Origin of the sequence: Amycolatopsis rhizosphaerae (genome assembly GCF_007713715.1) — a bacterium.
In the GTDB taxonomy this organism is placed as follows: domain Bacteria; phylum Actinomycetota; class Actinomycetes; order Mycobacteriales; family Pseudonocardiaceae; genus Amycolatopsis_E; species Amycolatopsis_E rhizosphaerae.
In genome coordinates, this window is the sequence record NZ_VJWX01000089.1 from 1 (window position 1) to 18699 (window position 18699).

The following is an 18699-nucleotide window of genomic DNA, read 5'->3' on the forward strand; positions in this document are numbered from 1 at the left end:
GTGCGCTTCTCAACGACTGGATGCGCCGACGCTGCCGAGCCGAACCGATGCCCTCGGCGAGCCGTTCGGCTTGGGCGATATGCAGCCGAGCGCCCTCCCGTTCGTCGAGTCCAACGCAGGCGGTTGCCAGGTCGACATGCAGAGCGGCGGCGGCCCTGGTGAAAGTCGGGTCAAGCTGCGTGAGCGCCGAGGACAGTACGTCCACGGCCTCCGGCTCACCGACCCTGGCCAGCGCGTGGCCGCGCCAGCGGCTGAGGTGCACCGCGTCCAGCACTACATACGGGGACTCGGCTGACGAAGGCTCAGATGGCAGGAGGTTCGCCGCCGCATCAAAGGCCCCCAGGCTCGCCGACCGCTGACGATCGGCAGCGAGCGCCTCGCCGTGCGCGGCGGCGAGCCAGGCACGAAGCACACAGCTCGTCGTGTTACCGGCGCGTTTGCGGGTCACTGCGAGCAACTCGACGGCGGCGGCCGTTTCGCCGAGGTCAAGCAGGACGAAAGCCTGTTCGGCCGCCGCGTGCACCTCGAAGGCAGCCAGACCGGACTCTTTCGCGGCGGACTTCGCTCGCTCGTAGTGCTGCCATGCCTCGGCAACCTTGCCGAGGTCAAGCGCCTGCCATCCGGCGAGCGTGCCGATCTCGGACAGCAGCGCGGCGAGTTGCCGACGCGAGCCAGGCGCCAAGCTGTACGAAAGCAGGCGGCCTACCTGTCGCGCTTTGGCAGCCACCTCCTCGTGGACAACAACCGCGCCCAACCGCCGGTCGAGCTGACGCATGGCGTCGAGTTGAGTATGGATCAGCGCGAGAGCGGATGAGTCGACTCGCCGAGAGGCACTAAGCAACTGGTGTAGCTGTTGCTCGGCGTCGTCGGACGCGGGTTCGACAGGCGAGAGCAACTCGTCGATGCCGATACCGAAGATCCGTTCGAGCAGCCGCGCGGTCGCGGGTCGAGGACGGCCTATCGGCTCGCCGTCAGCCTTCCGGCCAGAGACAAGACGTTTGAGGTTGCGCTCACTGAGCGTGCCGGACTCACCGATCTCGCGGGCAAACCGGTTGCCGTACTCGACGAATTCGAGAAGCGTCTCGTTCCGTTCCCAGATCTTCCGTTCAAGCACGGTGCGCGCCGATTGGCCACCGTTGCGCCGTTGGGACACGCCCCACTCCTCCTTGCCGCATCCTGTCGCGATATGGCCCCACTACGGCCCCCGTTTGTCCTTCCCTCACCAAGGCGATGACGGGAAGCTGATTTCAGTCTTACACAGTCATTGTCGCTGGTCACGAATAGGAGTTTTGATCATGGTGTTGATGATGGGGCGTCCTCGGCAAGGAACGGTCAGCGAGCGAGGCCGCTCGGTCCATCTCTTCAAGATCCGGAAGGACAGAGAACCGGGCTCGTTGACCGCGCTGTGTGGTTGCCGATTCCACCGGCAAGACGTGGAATTTCTTGGCGAAGTACGCGGCATGCCCTGCGAGATCTGCCTTACCCGCACCTCAGACCCCAGCGGCGAGCCGAGTGAGGGAACCACCGCACTGTGCGAAGCGAAGGGACTGGCATGACTGAGCCCAGGACGGTAACCCCGTTCGATCCGGACGCCGATCCCCTGCGCTACCGATACGAGCTGTTGGCCGATCACCTTGCGGAACTGATTGGTGCGGGTGAGTTGAGGCCGAAGGCCCCCTTGCCCGCTGAGCAGCAGCTCGCCACTCAGTTCGGGGTGTCGTTGGGCACCGCTCGACACGCGACCAAGTTGCTCCAGAAGCGCGGACTCGTCATCACGGTGCGGTCCAAGGGTACGTACGTTGCTCCGGCCGAATGGCGAAGGCCGGATGGGCAAGCCTGACAAGCGGCCGCCGTACTGGCTGGTGGAGACCTGTCCTACCTGGTGCGACAAGTTTCATGGCGATGAGGACTTGGTCGACGACAGACGGCATGTGAGCCGATGGCGTCAGCGGATTGTGCTCTGCACGATGGAACCCGTCCGGCTGGCGTCACTGGCCACTGGGAGTGAGGTGGAGTTTGAACCCTGCACGGTCCAGGTGTGGGTGGAGCAGGGCTATCGCGAGATTGAACCCCGCATTCGCCTGGAGGAAGATCACGGACTCGGGCTGTTCGCCTTAAGCCTGGATGAAGCCGACCGCCTCGCTCAGGCTCTCGCCGAGGCGGTCAAACTGGGTCGTTCAACGACCTTGTGACAGATCCGGAGACAACCCGTCACAGGCGTCACGATCGCGTTTTCGCTGGTCAAGGTGCCCGGAGACCCGTCACGCTACTGAGACAGCGTGACGGGTCTCCGAGACGGCTTGTGACGGGGCTACTCCTCGCTCTGGTAGCTGCTGGCGGTGGCCCGGATAGCGGCGGTGAAGTAGCCGCGAATCTGCCGGGTACCGCCGTCTTCGCGTGGGACCCGCCGCCGGTCCGAGTGGCACCCCAACTCGCCCATCTGCCGTCCGAACACCGTGGGCTCGACGTCGAGCGCCTCGACGAGTTCAGCAGTGGGTACGAAGTCGCGTTCGTCGATGCCGTCGCCAAGGTAGGCCACCACCGACGCGAGCGGCTCGGGAAGCTCCGGCCGCCCCCGCTCGGGTTCCCGTGTCTGAGCGCCGGAACCGATCACCTTCGCCACTGCCGCGCTGTCGAGCAAGGGCGTGGTCTCGCGCCCGGCCGCGTGCCCGGTCAGCGTTCCGGCCGTCTCGCGCAGCGTGCGGCCTTGCCGACAGATCGTCTGCCAATCCTCGTTTGGCATGTAGTAGGTCCGTACGGTCATCGCCAGCACGTCGGCCCCGGCTTGGGTGTCGCCGTCCGGCCGCAAGATCCCCACGCCCTTGTGTGAGGGCAGCAGTCGGCTGGAGTCGTAGCCTCGCGTGTTCATCTGCTCTCCCAACACGATGTTGGAGTCTCGCCAGTCCATCACCCGGAGGGCGAACCGTGACCCGAGCACGGCTCGTAGGCCGGACGGGATCGTCTTCGAGTCCGGCCGCTGAGTGGCCAGCACAAGCACAATGCCAGCCGCTGGTCCCTTCTTCGCCAGCCAGGTCAGCAACTCTCCGACGTAGTCACCTGCGGTGAGCTTCTTCCCCTGTACCTCGATCGGCGTGCGATCTTCGAGTGGTACCTGAACCTCGTCGATGAAGATCGCCGTGATGGGCATGTCCAGCGTGGGATCACGGGACATGGCGGGCGCGATCTTCGATTCCGGGCACATCTCGTCATCGAGTCCCCGCATCCGCCGGTAACGGCCCTGAACCTCGGTGACCAGTTCGACCAGCCATCCGACCAACTGAAGCACGTGTTCGGACTCGTCGCCGGAGAGGAACCGGTGCGCCACCTGCGCGGCGGCGTCCCAGTCCTTCCCGGCCTTGAAGTCCGCCACGTACAACCGCGTCCAGGCGTCCAGGATCAGCCCGGCGGCGGCAAGCCTCGTGGCGAACGTCTTGCCCTGACGCGGGATCGCTCCAACCAGAAGCGAGGTCCACACCAACGGCAAGTCGATCCGCCGACCACGCGCGTCCCGTCCGAAGGGAACGGGCCGCCAAGCGTCCCACTGCTCCGCTCCGAGCAGCGGTGTGCGCAGAGGTGGCGAGGCATAAGGGTCCTCGTCGGCAACCCACATCGACACTCGCCCCGCGTGGCCGCCGTTGCCGCGTACCCGCTCAACGATCAGTTGCACCTCATCGACCGCCAGCGCCGAGGCGAGTGCCTCCCGGTTCTTCACCACGTCTGCCGCCTTACGAGTCGCCGGGAGATCCACGGTGATCGCCCACCCGTCGCCGACGCGAGTCGCCCTCTCGACCAGTCGAAGGCTTTCGTCCTTGCCGATCAGTTTCGCGTCCCGGAACGCATCCACCAGCACCTGCGGGTCCATCGTCCAGGTCAGCGTCCGCGGCCCGGCAAGCGCTGGTTTCCGTCCCGGACTGCCGTCCTTACGACGGCCCAGGATGGCCAGCGCGAGCGATGCCACAGCGGCCGAAATCCAGAGAGGACGAGCGCCCCAGACCAGGGACGTAGCCCCGCCCGCCGCCACACCTACGGCTACGACGGCCCCTGTAACTCGCCACCGGAACAACGTGAGTTCTCGGATCTCCGCGAACTTGTCGGCGAGCTTCTCCGACTGCTCGGCTGCCTCCCGGTAGTCGCGCACGGTCACCCACCGCCGCCACCACCGCACGGCAACGACCAGCCCCCGCAGCACAGCCCGAAAGTATCGCCACGGTGAGCGCAACACCGCGACCACGAGATCCTTTGCGGCCTGCCGCGCTTGCGCCGGATTCTTCAGTGTCCTCGGCACACGTGGGGACAGCCGCCACCAGCGCGCAAGCCGTCGCCGGAAGGTACGGCGGCGCGGCTGAGGCAGGGTGTCATCCACCAACTCGGCGTCGTACACCGGCTCGGCCTTCTCCACCGCCCGCGAGCCGTTCACGTCGGTGTTCATCAGTTGTCCCCCTCTCCCGGCTCGGACCGGCGGTTAAGTTCCGGAATCAGCGCGGCGGCCAACCGCGAGGACAAGCCGCGAGAGCACCCCGTCACCTGCCGCACCCACGCGGGAGTGACCGTCACGTCCGGTGTCCAGGCTGCGTGCGCCTCGGCAAGGTAGTCAGCGAACGACTTCCGCCCTTTCGGCCTCTGGCGGGGAGTCGGCAGCGGCTGTGCTGGTTCATGAACGCTGCCAGGCTGAGCACTGGCAGCGTTCATGAACGCCACCGAGGCCGCCTCGGTGAGCTTGTCGCGCACCTCTGTAATCGCTTCGGCCGCAGCGAACACCACCAGCGGCGGCACCGAGTGCAGCACGACTCCCGAAACCGACCCGGAGGCGAAAGAGGACCACGTGTTCATCACGTAGGTTGCGGCAAGCGTGAGCCACTTCGCGCTGCGAACCCACCGTCCTGTGCGGACCTGGTACCGCGCGGTCACCTGCTCCGCACGCAGGATGGCCAGCAATACCAGGGACACCGTTGGATCCAGCAGCCATGCCGTGAGCCACGGCAGAGACCACACCGGAGAGCTACCAGCGGCGAAGCTCTGGACATTGGCCATGGTGAACGCCAGGCCCAGCGTGATCCCAGCCCAGCAGAGCCGGTCCACCTGTCCCCGAATCCGCTCGACTCGCAGAGCGATCACGTCCGGATGCGTCTGCCAGTTGCGCAACTCAGCGGCCTCGGCGGCCTCCCGTGCGAGCCGTTGCACCCGCGTTATCGGCATTTGCCGGCCGTCGGTTGCGGGGGTGGCGGGTGGCCGCCCGGCGGCGGCCACCCCTTCCCACTCGTGCCGCCTCATCGGCGGTCACCCCTATAGCGACGAGCCGTGCCCAACTCGGTCACGGCCAACGCGCGGGTGACCACATACGCGGCCACCAGGTCCGGCAGCACGAGCGCCACCAGTCGCAACGTCACGTCTGCGGAGTAGGTGAACACGAGCCACTGCACCCCGACCATTCCGGCCGTTGTGAGCAGTACGCGCCCCGCCAGCGAGACGACACGCACGCTCGCCCGAGCCTGCTCGGCCGCGCGGCGCGCCCGACGGGCGCCGGAACGCCACATCAGCATCAGCGCAACCAATGAGCTGAGTGCAACCACAATCTCGGTTGGCGTCACCTGCACGTTCATCGCTGCTCACCTCCTTCGTTACTCGCACGTCGCCGCCGCCAAGTGCGGTGAACGGCGCGACGGTCGGTCTCAGCAAGAGCGCCCCACACTCCGACCGTGTGCTCACCGGCCGCTCGAAGTTCGAGTTCAAGGCACTCGTCGATCACGGGACATCCCGCGCACAATCGCGCAGCCAATTCCCTGTCCGGCAGGTCCGAGCCGGACAACTCCGGCATCTCGTCCCGTTCGAAGGCCCAGAAGCACAGGCCGTCGCGGGTCACAACCTCGGTCAACACCTCGTCGGGCACTGCCGCGTAGCGGTCCAGCCGGTCAGCGATCTCGTCGTAGTCGTCGAGGTTCATCGCGCACCTCCGTGGGTGCGCTCGATCGCCCGAGCCGCACGCCGTTCGGCCGCTACCTGGGCGACGTCGACGCATCCGCCGGACTCGGCCGCCTCAACGATCAACTTGTCGAGGGCAGCGGCCGGAACCACGTAGCGGGTCCGCACGCGGACCGCCGGGAAGGCGTCATCCCTGATCGCTCGATACAAGGTGGCCGGAACAACGCGCAGAATGCGCGCGGCCTCCTTGACCGTGTAGAAAGCCGGTCGCCCGGCATTGGACATAGCGGTACTCATCGAGGAATTTCCATTCGCCGATCCGATGATTTCATCGGAGATTTGAAGTGATTTCAGCCCAGAGGTGGGCGCAAGAGGCCAAAAGTCGCGACATTGCCAAGCAGTCGCGCCGCGGAATGCGAGAAGCCGTTAATCTCGCATCGTGGGCGGAGCACGGAGGAATAGGTGACCGAGAATTGGTCGGCGGTCTCGAAGGCCATCAACCGGCGTCTTGCCGAACTCGGCTTGAAGCAGCGAGAACTTGTCGAGCGTTCTCACGTCTCGCAAGCCATCGTGCGCGAGATCCAGAACCACACGGTTGAACGGCGCCGCAGCGCCCGCACCCTCGAAGCGCTCTCCCTTGCACTCGACTGGCACCCTCGCCACCTGGAGGCCGTTCTGTACGGCCGTAAGCCGCTGGAACCAGGCCAGACGGGCGACGAGGCCCTTGACGCGATCGCCACCCGTCTCGGTGCGATCGAAGACCGGTTGTTCGAACTCACCGAACGACTCGACACGATGAGCGCGAACCTCGCGGCGCTGCTCAAAGCCGCCGACCGTCGGGACGCCCGGTAGGAACGGCGTGATCACCCGATCGCAGTTCCCGACACTTGCCGCCAGGGCCTTCCCGTTTCCGTTCATGCCTCAAGGAAACGGCATCGAAGGGCGCTTTCACAGGTGGCTCAAGTTAACCCGATCCCCATTAACTTCAATTAACTTCGCAGGTCAGCACGGTTATCGGGGGAGTTACGTCTATGGCCGCGACACAGCTACAGGCCGTCCGCAGGGAGCTTGGGTACAAGGCGAGCGAAGTCATCGCGATGCTTCTTCAGCGCGCGCACTCGCTCGACATCCCAGCCATGACAGCGACCAGCTTGAAGACGAAATTGTCGGTGTGGGAGAACGGCCACGAGCAAGTCTCGGAGCCGTATCAACGGCTGTTCCGCGACATATACGGCCGCACCAACGATGAACTCGGCTTCCCCACCGAAGAGGCCGACGACGCGACCGAGCTACGTTCGCGGCTCACGATGGCACGCGGCGTTGACGCCGCGACCGTGGAAGCGTTCCGTAGGCAGGTAGACAGCGCTCGGCACGTGGACCGCCGGTTCGGCGCGGTGACCTTGCTCGACCAACTCCGGACGTACATCAAACAGATAGAGAGCCTGTTCGAGTACAGCACCGACCTCGGCCACCGCGCAGCACTCGCGGGCGTGCTTACCGAGGTCTCCACGCTTGCCGGGTGGAACGCTCTGGACCGCAACGCCTTCCCACAGGCATGGGCGCACTACGAACGTGCCAAGGCCGCCGCGCGCGAGTCCGGCTCGGCTCGCCTGCTCGCCCACGCGACCGCCGAGCAGGCTTTCGTCCTCATCGACATCGGCGAAACCGGCGCGGCCGTCGAGCAACTCGCACACGCCCGCGCCATCGCCGAAGGCGCTGCCTCACCGCTGCTCCGCGCCTGGCTCGCCGCTGCCCATGGCGAAGGACTCGCCACCGTCGGCGACCGCGACAACGCCCTACGCGCGTTCGATGCCGCGAACTCCCTGCTTCCCGAGAATCCGCAGGACCCGGCGCTACCGTTCGTCTTCCTCGGCGGCTCGAACCTGGACCGATGGCGCGGGAACGCGCTCGCCAAGCTCGGCGAGTCCGATGCCATCGACCAACTCACCGGGGTGTTGTCGCGGGTTCCGGGCGAGTTCACGCGCGCCATGGGCGGCACACTCGTAGACCTCGCGTTCGCCCACGCGGCCGCAGGTGATCGCGAAGCGGCCCGGCACTACGCCCGACGGGCCCGCCGGGTCGCCTCGCAGATCAAGTCCGATCGCCTGCTCCGCCGACTCGGCACGCTCATCCTGCCCGGCGACGCCTCAGGCGTCGCGTGACGCCAGGTAATACAGCAGGGAAACCAGGGTGCCCGCCCCTAGAAGTTCCTGCCGCTGTGCCAGCTCTGGCACACGGGACAGCGGCACCCACTCGACCCGGCCGACTTCTTCCGTGTCGGTCGGCTCGCCGATGTGCTTCGCATCCCGCCACAGGTACACGTCCACGGGAGCCGTCACCTGCCCAGGCAACGGCTCGAAGCTCACCAGGTGCTGAGGCTCCCCGACCGGCTCCCAGCCGCTCTCCTCAGCCGCCTCGCGTGCCGCTGTGATCGCTGCTTCCTCACCGTCATCGACCATGCCACCGAGCAGCTCGTAGCCCCACTGCTCGGTGGCGAACCGGTAGCGCCACAGCATGAGCGCCTCATCCCGGTCGTTCACGATCAACGCTATGGCGATCCGAGCGAGGTGTACGACGTGGTACTCCCACCGCTCCCCGTTCGGCGCCTGCACGTCGGTAAGCCCGACCTGCACCCACCGGTTGTCATAGACCAACCGCTCACCGAACGTCTTCCAGGACCCATGCTCATCAGCCACGTCCAGCAGCCTACGGACCTGGGAAGGTCGACCACATCGGTGCCAGGTGGGCAATCGTGACAACTTTGAGTAGCACTCTTAACACTGTGTTACCGACCACTGTCACGATATGGTGTCAGGAGTGAGGTACTTCGTTACGCACAGCTTGCGTGCGGCGACAGTAGAGGTACGCCACATTCACTGGGGAGGCTAACGTGTGCCTGCGTTCGCGAGCAGTCGGCACCTCACGACCAGGCACAGCAGCCGGGACCACAGGACCTAACTGCCCTGCACGACGGAGCGACAGCCCGGCAGGCCGAGGCAGAAGGCGCGGTTCTCGAAGAGCGTCTCCCATTAGCAGGCCGCTGAGAGCAACACTTGCTCCTCCAGAGCCGATTTCCGCAGCAAGATTTGGCATCGACGGTCGCACCAAACTTTTTATGGGAAGTTGCTAATGGTTTCGCACGTGGCCATGACTCGCGCCCGCTTGTATGTTTTGATCGATGCGTTTGAAAATGACATGCGGCAGGTAATGAACCATTACATCCTCGATCACTTGAGTGAAGAGGAAGCGCTAGGGGCAAGCTATCCGCGCGCCAATCAGCGACGAGCCAGCGATCAGATGGGTGACCAAAGCTCAATTACCGCCTATCTCGACTTGCAAGAGTGTTACGACATCCTGAATCGCCATCGAGAATCTCTGCCGGCAGATCTTGGGCGTGAACTAAAAGATAACACCGTTGAAGTCAACGCTTTGGTTCCTATTCGCAATCGGGTCATGCACGGACGCCCTCTTGGTGCAGGTGATCCCGAACGCGCGCTCAGCGCTTGCCAAGCGTTCACCACCCGTTATTGGAAAACTGTAACCGATGTCATAACACACCTCCGATCGGATGCAGCCTGGCAGCCAATTGTCAAGGGTCAAGGAACTGACTCGGATCTCGTTCTTCACAACCTCCCCCTTCCTGAATATGACGAAACTGGGCTAATTGGCCGCAATGAGGACTCTAAGAATATTTTAAGATTCTTGCTTCGTCGCCGAGAACCCATTGTTACATTGGTAGGAGAAGGCGGGATTGGAAAAACAGCACTAGCACTCGATGTAGCTTACAAGCTAATTGATGATCCAGAGTGTCCGTACGAGTGCGTGTTGTGGGTGTCGCTAAAAACAGAAAGACTTACCGCATCTGGAGTAGTCGAAATTGCAGATGCTGCGCGAGATTTGACCGGCGCAGCTACTCGCCTGGGGCAGGTCTTCGATACCAGCTTTTCTGGCGGAGTTTCTGGGCTATCAGACGCTCTGTCAGGGATACCAACGCTGCTGATTATCGACAACCTTGAGACCGTAGCAGGCGACGAGGTAAGCGCGCTGTATGACGACTTGCCTGATTCTGTAAATTATCTGTTTACAAGCCGTGTTGGCATTGGGCAACTCGAACGTCGAATTGTAGTCAAGCCGCTCGCCGGCAAAGATGCGAATTACCTGTTCAGGAACTTCGCGAAAGCGCGGGGCGTGACACGACTGGCATCTCTGTCAGACAAGAGAGTCACCGAAGTGGTGAAGGCACTACGTAACAGCCCTCTCGCTATTCGGTGGTATATCATGGCGGTCGAAGCCGGAGCGCAACCCAACCTTGCGCTTACCGACCAGTCAGCTCTTCTTGATTTCTGCGTGCGGTCCGTCTATGAGCGAATGTCGCATGATGCACAAAACCTCTTAGCGATGCTATTCGCGCTCGATAGGATGTCGTCTTTTGACGAGTTGGCCGTGCTCGTTGATATCTCTGTTGACAGGCTGAGAAAGTCCGTGCAAGAGCTGCTTAGCGGCTCAATGGTGGTATGGGAAAGTGACGGCGCCGATTCTCTCACCTCAAAGGTAAGTTTGACAGAATCTGCCCGAAATTTTTTGCGTGCCGTTAATCCTCCTCGTTCCGATCTAATCGAGGAAACGCTCGCCCGCGAGCGGCAATTCAGGCGGTCTGAAGAACGTCGGCGAGCTGACGCAAAAGCTCGACAACTCGCACCAAATGTTGTACGAACCAGAACCAACGACGACATTCCGACAGCACATCTACTCCGTGAAGCTTTGTCTGCATCCAGGCGAGAAACATTCAACAAGGCAATTGAATACGTTAATCGCGCTCGGCAAATCAACCCCTCTTACTGGGAAGTTGATCGAGTAGAAGCCTTCCTCTTGTCTGCCGAGGGTTACACTAACCAAGCTACGACAGTCTACCGAAATGCTCTTAGAAAAGCCCGCGACGATGGTGACAATGAAGGAATGGCCGTCGTTTCCTATTACTTTTCGGGGCATCTGTCCCGGCAAGCCAATGAGCCCGAGCAGGCTTTAGACTACGCCAAAACTGCGCATGAGTACTTCAAGTCCTCTGAAACGGCCCTCGGGCTCGGACGCATCTTGATGTGGATAGGAAACTTCGAAGAGGCCCAATCTTACCTGGAAGAATCACTAGAGGAAGCCCGCGGGAAGGCTCGACTGATCGCCATAACGACAATTGTCGATTCTTGGTGTCGCTGGGCAGATAACCTTCTAACCGAGCAGCGACGCCCCGCTGAGGCGGCAGACAAAGCGTATGCCGGGTTCTCCGTCGGCGTTTCTGAAATCAACGCAGGCACGTATGACGCTCGACTGAGTGATCAGGTAATTTCAACAGCATCATTGTTTCTTAAATGCATCGGCCCGCACACCATTGCATCTAGCAACACTGAAAGACAATTGGCGAAGATGCTGAAATTTGTCGACGAAAAGCGCATAGTCTTCACGGGCTGTCGCGGGTACAGATCATTCCTGCGAAATCTGTCAAATCTTTCCCGTGAACGCAATTTACCGCCACATGCTCGCTTAATTCAAGAGGTTGAGAACCTACGCCCGCCATCACGTCGAGTTAATGCAGGTCGCGACTCAAGTGAGACAAGTGAGAGTGGACAAGATTTCCTGGTCGGCTCTGTTCGCGCATGGTTGGGCACCTACGGTTTCATTGCCCACGACGACTTCCCTGATAATGTATTCTTTCCAGCTTCAGTCGTGCGAAATTTGCGCGAACGTGGCACTGAAGTTGACCTCGCCAATCACGTAGTTAAATTCTTCGTCGAACAAAGTGATGGGCCTAGGCCTCGCGCAGAATGGGTTGAGGTTCAATGGTGATTAGTAGGCCAACTGGGACAAGGAGGGCGATAGCTGCTCGTGCAAATCGAGCAGGAGTTGTAGTGAACCGTTCAGTCCGCCTAGGCCAGCCGTGCCGATCCACCTAGCGTTCGCCGAGTCTCCAAGTCGACCACCGCTCCGGGTTCGGCCTCCGCAGCCGCGTCCGGATCGACCACCACGGCGCGGCGACCTCGGCTTACGGTCACCAGTCCGGCGGCCCTGAGTTGCGCTATGGCGCGCTGAGCGGTGCCAAACGACACGCCATACCGGGCCGCGAGATCTGTGACCGTAGGGAGCTGCTGACCGGGCTGGACTATCCCGCTGGCGATCGCGCCTCGGAGATCGGCGGCAATGCGCTTGTACGGACTCTCGTCCTCGGGGTCGACCGCGCTGACGGCAGGCGCGGTCAGCTCGCCATCTGTGGCGATGGTCACCGGCAGCTCGGGCAGCCGACCGGCCAGCGTTCCGGCCGCGCGTTGGTCCGACTCCGACACCCACGCGCTGTAGACCTTGAGCGTGGTCGTTCCGCCGCCGCCATGGCCAAGCCGCCCGGCGACGGTCCGCACGTCCACGCCGGAGGTGATGAGTTCGGTTGCCGAATAGTGCCGAAGCTGATGGATGTTCATGTCCCACCCGATACGAGCACACATCCGGGCATAGCGCTGACTCACCGAGTCCGGCTTGAGCCACGTGCTTCCGTCGGGCGAAAGGGAGAAGATTCGCGCATCGTGAGATATCTCACTTACCTCCGCCCGGCGCGCGCAGTGCTCCCGGTAGGCCCGCAGGAGAGCCAACGTCTGTTCATCGAGCGTGATGCGCCGCTGCTGGTGGGTCTTCGTGTCCTTCTCCCACGTCCGGCCGCCCCGCTGGGCGATGCTCGACCGGATCTCCAACACAGCCTTGTCGAAGTCGACCCGATCCCACTTCAGTGCGCACAGCTCGCCTCGCCGGGCGCCGGTCGTCATCGCAAGCCAAACGAACATTCCCCAGTCGAGGTCCTGCCAGGCTTCCATGACGATCACGGCGGCCTGCTCAGAAGTCGGTGGCCTGGGGTTCGAGCGCGCCGCAGGAAGCGGTTCGGCCAGGTCAAAGGGGTTAACCCCGTGCCACTTCCACCGGACGGCGCGCTTCCCTGCCCCTGAGAGGACCGCGTGGATCTTCCGGATCGAGCCGTCCCCGAGCGGGCGGCACTTGTGCGGGCGGCACCGGTCGTCACACTCGTGCTCGCGCCTGGTGCGGTGTTCGGTGTACTTGCGGCCCCGGCAGTGCGCCCGGCACGTCTGCAACTCCTTGTAGAACGAGTCGAGGATCTCGCCGTCCAGGCGGCCTATCGGCAACTCGCCGATCAACGGCCGGATGTGGTTCCGGCCGAGCGAGATGTAGTTCTCCAACGTCCGCTCTTCGACCTTCAGCAGCTCGAAGTACCGGTCAAGGAGTTGGTTCACCGTGGCGCGGGTCTTCGGGTTCCGACGTTCATCGACCTGGTTGAGCAGCTTGGTCCGCGCCTTCTCGGCTTCTTCCCATGCCTTCGGACCAGCCGGAATGATCTCTTCCAGCCGGAGACGCCTCTTGGTCAGAGGGTCCACCCCGGCGTACACACGCACCCTGAGTGATCCGCTGGAGAGGGTCTCGACCTCGCCTCGCTGCCTCGCTGAACGCCCCATGGGGCGAGACTACGACGATCTCGCCCCAAATCCCGCCCCACAAAAGAGTCAGGGACCCTCCGTAGAGGGTCCCTGACCGGCGGAGCCGCCTAGGGGAATCGAACCCCTGACCTGCTCATTACGAGTGAGCCGCTCTGGCCGACTGAGCTAAGGCGGCGAACGCATGAAGAGTGTAGCGCAGCCGCCTTCCGTCACTCCTGACCCCGGTCCTCGTTAGGGTCCATGACGCCGGTCACATGGTCCGGCCCTTGCCTGTTCGTGGAGGACTCCCCCGATGCGTCGACGCCTGCCGCGTGCGCTGGCCCTACCGGTGACCGCAGCGCTGTTCGCACTCTCGGCCACGCCGGCCATGGCCGACACCACCATCCCGACCACGCCGCCACTGCAGCCGGTCGACCCGGGCCAGGCGCCCGTGTCCGCACCCGACGGCCCCCAGCCGCTGGGGCACGCGGTGGGCGATGCGGCGGCCTCGCTCGGTGTATTGCGGCTGCTGCCGAATTCGGTGCCCACCAGTTCGATCATGCCGGGTTACGGCAGGCAACTGCCGAAGCAGGCCGCGCTCGAAGCCGGTATGGGCCTGTCGAGCGCTCAGGCGAACTCGGAGGCCTCTCTCGCCTACGAGCGCTCGATCGCACAGTCGTCGCCGCTGGGCCTGGCCATCGCGGGCGACGCCCCGCAGACCCCGGGCGGCGTGGTCCAGACCGCGCTGCCCGACAACGAGAAGGCAGTCACCGGCGGCCTCACCGCCCCGCAGAACCCCCTGCTGAACGTCGGTCTCCTCAACGGCAGCGCGCACGCACGCTGGAGCCCCACGCTCGGCCCCTGCGTCGGCGCACCCATGGCCGACGCCAGCACGTCCGTCGCCAGCATCTCGCTGCTCAACGCGCTGTCGTCGGTGCCGAACCTGCCCCTGACCGGTCTGAACCTGCCTCAGGGCACGCAACTGGCCAAGGGCTTCGACCCCTCGCAGGGCCTGCAGGCCCTCGGCGGGCTGCTCGGCGGCACCGGGCAGACGTCGGCGGACGGCACCGGAGCGCTGCTCAACGTGCCGAACCTGCTGTCCTCGCGGTCCGTCGTGCAACTGGTGGACCTGCCGAACTCGAAGAACAAGGCCGTGCAGTCGGTCTCCACGCTGCAGGCGGCGGACATCCAGCTCCTGAAGGGCACCCCGCTGGAGCTGACCCTGAAGGTGGCCAGCCAGCCCACGCTGAAGGTCACTTCGACCGGTGACAAGGCCACCTCCACGGTCGAGTACACCGCGCCCGTGATCACCATCGAGCGGCAGGGCAAGGTGCTCTACACCCTCGACGCGGCGCACCCGACCAAGGACATCCCGATCGGCCTGCCACTGGCGGGGCTGTCCGACAAGGTCGGCGACGTGTCCAGCCTGCCCGTGGTCGGCGGCCTGGTCTCGACGCTGGGCAAGGGTTTGCAGCAACTCAACGACACCGCCGGCCTGGTGCTGGACCTCGGCGTGCTGCGCCTGAGCATCGCCGAGCTGAACCAGAACGGCCAGCAGCTGACCACGCCGTTCGCCGGTTACCAGCTGGGCGCCTCCGCCCGGCTGCTCGACCTGCAGGTGCTGCCGACCACGGCGCTGAAGAACGTCCTGCCCAAGAGCGCCGCGGACGCGCTGCCGTCCTCGCTGGCGCAGATCTCGCTGGGCGAGCAGATCGCCCGCGCCTACACACCGACCGGCGGCGTCGTCTGCGGCAGCACCACGCCCACCACTGCGCCGGTCGGCAACGCGGCGCCGGGTGCGCCGGCGAAACTGGCGTACACCTCGGGTGCCTACTCGGCGGTGCCGCTGTTCTGGTCCGGCACGGCGATGCTGCTGCTGGGGGTCGTGCTGGTCGCCGCGGTGCCGAACCGGCGACGCCGGCAGCCCGCCGTCGTCAAGCCCTCCCCACGTCCCCGCGCGGACTGACCCGGCCGAAGCAGCAAGGGATGTTTGCTACGGATCGATCCGTAGCAAACATCCCTTGCTGTGTACTTGCTGTGTTCTCCGGGGTCAGCCCTGGCGGAGTGCGGTGACCATCGCTTCCACCGCGATCCGCGGTTTGACGTTCCAGAGGATGGCCTCGCGGCAGGCGAGCACCGCCTCGAGGCGGCGGAGGGTGGCTTCCGGGGTCCACGAACGTGCCGCTTCGACGATGTCGTCGGCGTGGTCGGAATGGTTCAGTGCCGTCCTCGCCCCGCTGTTGACGACCAGCACATCCCGGTAGAAACCGGCGAGGTCGACCAGGGCGAGGTCCAGCGTGTCCCGCTGGGTACGGGTCGCCCTCGACTTCTGGCGTTTCTCCAACGCCTTCACCGCGGCTTCCGCCGCGCGCTTCGCGGACGCGACCCCCTTGCCGGTCGCGTCGCCGCCCATGGCCGTACGCAGCTCGGCCTTCTCCGCCTCGTCCCGCGCCTTGCTCTCCTCCGAAGCGTCCCCTTCGGCCGCCACGATCAGCTCGTCCGCACACACGAAGACGTCCGCGGGACGGCGTAGCCCGAGCGGGATGCGCAGGACCGCTTCCCGGCGCTTGCGGGAGTTCTCGTCCATGGCGAGACGGCGAGCCCTGCCCACGTGCCCACCGCACACCGACGCCGCCCAGCGCGCCAACTCGGGCTCGACGCCGTCCCGCGCGACCAGCACCTCGGCGATGGCTTCGGCCGGCGGCGTCCGGAGGTTCACCAGACGGCAGCGCGAGCGGATGGTCACCGACACGTCCTCCGGATGGTCGGAAGGCGCACAGAGCAGGAAAACGGTGCGGTCCGGGGGTTCTTCCACGGCCTTCAGCAGCGCGTTCGAGGCGCCTTCGGTGAGCCTGTCGGCGTCCTCGATGATCACCACCTGCCAGTGGCCGGTGCTCGGCCTGCGAGCCGCGGCCTGTACGAGGGCTCGCATCTCCGCCACCGAAATCGAAAGCCCCTCCGGCACGACCAGGCGGACGTCGGCGTGCGTGCCGTGCAATGCCGTGCGGCAGCCGGTGCATTCCCCGCACCCGGTGCCCGCCGTGCACTGCAGGGCCGCGGCGAACGTGCGGGCGGCGACCGACCGGCCGGAACCGGGCGGGCCGGTCAGCAGCCAGGCATGGGTCATCGCGCCGGACGGCGCAGGCTCACCGGCGACGATCTTCGCCGCCGCTTCCGCCGCCGACGACAGCACCCGCACCGCGGGCTCCTGCCCGACCAGTTGGGACCAGACGGAGCTCATCCGGCCTCCTCGACACCCATCAGGCCTTCACCGCCTCGACCGGTGCCAGCCCGGCGCGGCGCCCCACCAGCACCGCCCGCACCGCCGTCCGCACCCGCTCGGCCACCTCGTCCTCGGTGCCGTCGCCGTCGACCACGACGTAGTGGTCCGGGTCGGCGGCGGCCATTTCGGTGAGCAGGGTGTGCACCCGCCACTGGTCCTCGATGGAGATCGGTCCGGGTGGCGCGCCCTGCGGCGTCGCGTCGAGCAGCACCGTCACGTCCGGGCGCAGGCGGCCGGTCGCCCAGTCGGCCAGTCCTTCCAGTTCCTTCGCGTCCAGACCGGCGACGGCGGACAGGTGCGCCAGCGGGGAGTCCACGAACCGCTCCATCACCACGATCGCACCCGCGTCGAGCGCGGGTTGCACGTCCCGCTCCACGATGTCGGCCCTGACCGCCGCCGCGGCCAGCGCCTGTGCGCGGGCGCCCGACAGCGAGGCTCCGCTGACCAGCTTCAGCAGCCGCTCGTCGTCGAGTCCCGGGTCGGCGGCGAGCACGACGGGACGAGGGCCCGCTTGGCGCAGCCAGTCGGCCAGGCGGGCCGCCTGGCTGGCGGTGTCGGCCGCCGTCGTGCCCTCGAGCGCCAGCAGCAGGCCGTTCACCCGGCGCGGACGGCGCCGGATCGCGTTCCGCAGATCGTCCATGATCGTCTCGGCGCGACGCGAATCCATCTGGCGGTAGGCGATCACACCGACGAAGGCGGCGAGGATCCCGCCGCCCAGCATCACCGGCCTGGTCCCGTCGATGATGATCGGGTTTCCCCATACGGTGACCGTGCGGGGTTTGGTCAGGCCGATCAGCAGCGGGACCACGGCCGTCGAACCGAACACGATGATCTTCATCATGGACTGGTAGATCGCGTTGATCCGGCCCCGGATGGCGTCGTCGACCTGGGAGCCGATGATCGTCACGCCGGTCAGGAAGGCCACCCCGGCACACGCCCCCACGATCGCCACCGCGATCAGCGACACCGCCAGGTGCGGCGAGATCGCGACCAGCAGCAGACCCAGCCCGGCCGCCACGATCGAGATGCCGAACAACCGGGCGTGCGGCAGGCGCCGCGACAGCTTCGGTGCCCCGCCCATCCCGGTGGCCAGCCCGAGGAACACGGCGACCAGCAGCAGACCCCAGGCCGCGTCACCGGCCAGCAGGCTCGACGAGTAGGGCTTGGCCGAACCGACTACCGCGCCGCCCGCGGCGAACGCCCCGGCCGCGCCGATCAGCAGGCCACGGATCAACGGGGTGCTCCGCACGAACCTGGCCCCGTCCCGTGCGAGCGCCCTCAGCCCGGTGGACTGCTCCTCGACGGGCTTGGGCTTCGGCTTCACCACCGCGGCGGCGTGCACGTTCCGCAGCGACAGTTCCGGGATCCTGGTGATGATCAGGATCGCGCTGGTCAGGTACAGCAGCCCGATCAGCACCACGATGATCTTGGCGAAGCCGAGGTCGCCGAAGGTGCTCGCGGGCAGGTGCAGGGTCGGCGCGATGCCGGTGACGACCGTGTACACCGCACCCGCCGACACCACCGCCAGCCCGTAGGTCATCACCATGCCGAGCTGGTTGGCCGTCTCGACCTGGTCCGGCCTGCGCAGCAGGTTGGGGACCGCCGCGTCCTTCGACGGGATCCACATCATCGCGCTGGCGCTGGCCAGTGAGTTCGCCACGAACAGCCACCACCCGGTGCCGACGAAGGCGATCGACATGATGAAGCCGCAGCGCAGCAGGTCCGCGACGAACATGACCTTGCGCCGGTCGAAGCGGTCGGCGAGCAGTCCACCGAGCGGGGCGAAGATCAGCCCCGGCAGCAGCGCGGACAGCAGCACCCCGGTGAAGGCGAAGTTCTGCGCCGTGTAGTTGTGGGTGAGCTTGGTCGCCAGGCTGGTCAGGCCGAGGATGGTCAGCCAGTCGGCGACACTGCACAAATAGGTGACGCCCCACAGGCGGCGGAAGGGCCGGATCGCCAGCACCCGCCGTGCTCGGTAGACGGTCGATCCATCCCGCCCGACCTGCGCCCCCGCGCCGGGTTCCGTCTGCACAC

The 18699-nt window shown here is 65.3% G+C and carries 16 protein-coding genes and 1 tRNA gene; 6 read left to right on the plus strand and 11 right to left on the minus strand.

What is annotated here, in order from left to right; genetic code table 11:
* A partial coding sequence (locus FNH05_RS11825; RefSeq protein WP_144587416.1) for an NsdA family TPR-like regulatory protein occupies positions 1-1153 on the minus strand: 1153 nt, incomplete at its 3' end.
* A 399-nt stretch (positions 1154-1552) separates the two neighbouring features.
* Here FNH05_RS11825 and FNH05_RS11830 point away from each other — a divergent pair.
* The gene (locus FNH05_RS11830) at positions 1553-1840 is read left to right on the plus strand and encodes a winged helix-turn-helix domain-containing protein (protein WP_144587417.1); all 288 of its coding nucleotides are present in this window, start codon (positions 1553-1555) and stop codon (positions 1838-1840) included.
* Positions 1827-2192, plus strand: a complete 366-nt coding sequence (locus tag FNH05_RS11835) for a DUF6907 domain-containing protein (protein ID WP_144587418.1) — start codon at positions 1827-1829, stop codon at positions 2190-2192. Before FNH05_RS11830 ends, FNH05_RS11835 begins: the two co-directional genes overlap by 14 nt.
* A 119-nt stretch (positions 2193-2311) precedes the next feature.
* On the opposite strand, the gene FNH05_RS11840 is transcribed toward FNH05_RS11835, so the two are convergent.
* The 5 genes from FNH05_RS11840 to FNH05_RS11860 all read right to left on the minus strand — a co-directional run bounded on the left by FNH05_RS11840 (position 2312) and on the right by FNH05_RS11860 (position 6204).
* On the minus strand, positions 2312-4429 hold the full coding sequence (locus tag FNH05_RS11840) for a cell division protein FtsK (protein WP_144587419.1): 2118 nt from the start codon (positions 4427-4429) through the stop codon (positions 2312-2314).
* The gene (locus FNH05_RS11845; RefSeq protein WP_144587430.1) at positions 4429-5196 is read right to left on the minus strand and encodes a hypothetical protein; all 768 of its coding nucleotides are present in this window, start codon (positions 5194-5196) and stop codon (positions 4429-4431) included. The genes FNH05_RS11840 and FNH05_RS11845 overlap by 1 nt, the downstream gene beginning before the upstream one ends.
* A 71-nt stretch (positions 5197-5267) precedes the next feature.
* Entirely contained in the window at positions 5268-5600 is a 333-nt protein-coding gene (locus FNH05_RS11850; RefSeq protein ID WP_144587420.1) for a hypothetical protein, read from the minus strand.
* Complete coding sequence (locus FNH05_RS11855) at positions 5597-5941, minus strand: WhiB family transcriptional regulator (protein ID WP_144587421.1); 345 nt, start codon at positions 5939-5941, stop codon at positions 5597-5599. Before FNH05_RS11855 ends, FNH05_RS11850 begins: the two co-directional genes overlap by 4 nt.
* Complete coding sequence (locus tag FNH05_RS11860; RefSeq protein WP_186382502.1) at positions 5938-6204, minus strand: helix-turn-helix domain-containing protein; 267 nt, start codon at positions 6202-6204, stop codon at positions 5938-5940. The genes FNH05_RS11855 and FNH05_RS11860 overlap by 4 nt, the downstream gene beginning before the upstream one ends.
* 177 nt (positions 6205-6381) lie before the next feature.
* Here FNH05_RS11860 and FNH05_RS11865 point away from each other — a divergent pair, with 177 nt between their 5' ends.
* The gene (locus FNH05_RS11865; protein WP_144587423.1) at positions 6382-6771 is read left to right on the plus strand and encodes an XRE family transcriptional regulator; all 390 of its coding nucleotides are present in this window, start codon (positions 6382-6384) and stop codon (positions 6769-6771) included.
* A 179-nt stretch (positions 6772-6950) separates the two neighbouring features.
* Entirely contained in the window at positions 6951-8081 is a 1131-nt protein-coding gene (locus FNH05_RS11870) for an NsdA family TPR-like regulatory protein (protein WP_144587424.1), read from the plus strand.
* On the opposite strand, the gene FNH05_RS11875 is transcribed toward FNH05_RS11870, so the two are convergent.
* Positions 8067-8615, minus strand: a complete 549-nt coding sequence (locus FNH05_RS11875) for an NUDIX domain-containing protein (protein ID WP_144587425.1) — start codon at positions 8613-8615, stop codon at positions 8067-8069. The two genes, FNH05_RS11870 and FNH05_RS11875, sit on opposite strands and share 15 nt — an antisense overlap.
* Positions 8616-9060: 445 nt before the next feature.
* Between FNH05_RS11875 and FNH05_RS11880 the strand changes: the two genes are divergently transcribed.
* Positions 9061-11757 (plus strand): tetratricopeptide repeat protein, encoded by a 2697-nt coding sequence (locus FNH05_RS11880; protein WP_144587426.1) that lies wholly within the window; start codon positions 9061-9063, stop codon positions 11755-11757.
* 80 nt (positions 11758-11837) lie between these two features.
* Here the strand turns inward: FNH05_RS11880 and FNH05_RS11885 are convergent, their stop codons facing one another.
* Both FNH05_RS11885 and FNH05_RS11890 read right to left on the minus strand, forming a co-directional pair.
* Positions 11838-13355, minus strand: a complete 1518-nt coding sequence (locus tag FNH05_RS11885; protein ID WP_246127669.1) for a tyrosine-type recombinase/integrase — start codon at positions 13353-13355, stop codon at positions 11838-11840.
* Between the two features lie 149 nt (positions 13356-13504).
* Positions 13505-13578: transfer RNA gene (locus FNH05_RS11890), tRNA-Thr, on the minus strand.
* Between the two features lie 117 nt (positions 13579-13695).
* Here FNH05_RS11890 and FNH05_RS11895 point away from each other — a divergent pair.
* A complete protein-coding gene (locus FNH05_RS11895) occupies positions 13696-15348 on the plus strand; it encodes a hypothetical protein (RefSeq protein ID WP_186382503.1) in 1653 nt (550 codons plus the stop codon).
* An 84-nt stretch (positions 15349-15432) separates the two neighbouring features.
* On the opposite strand, the gene FNH05_RS11900 is transcribed toward FNH05_RS11895, so the two are convergent.
* A complete protein-coding gene (locus tag FNH05_RS11900; protein WP_144587428.1) occupies positions 15433-16623 on the minus strand; it encodes a DNA polymerase III subunit delta' in 1191 nt (396 codons plus the stop codon).
* A gap of 19 nt (positions 16624-16642) precedes the next feature.
* On the minus strand, positions 16643-18697 hold the full coding sequence (locus tag FNH05_RS11905) for a bifunctional MFS transporter/dTMP kinase (protein WP_144587429.1): 2055 nt from the start codon (positions 18695-18697) through the stop codon (positions 16643-16645).
* Positions 18698-18699: the final 2 nt, after the last annotated feature.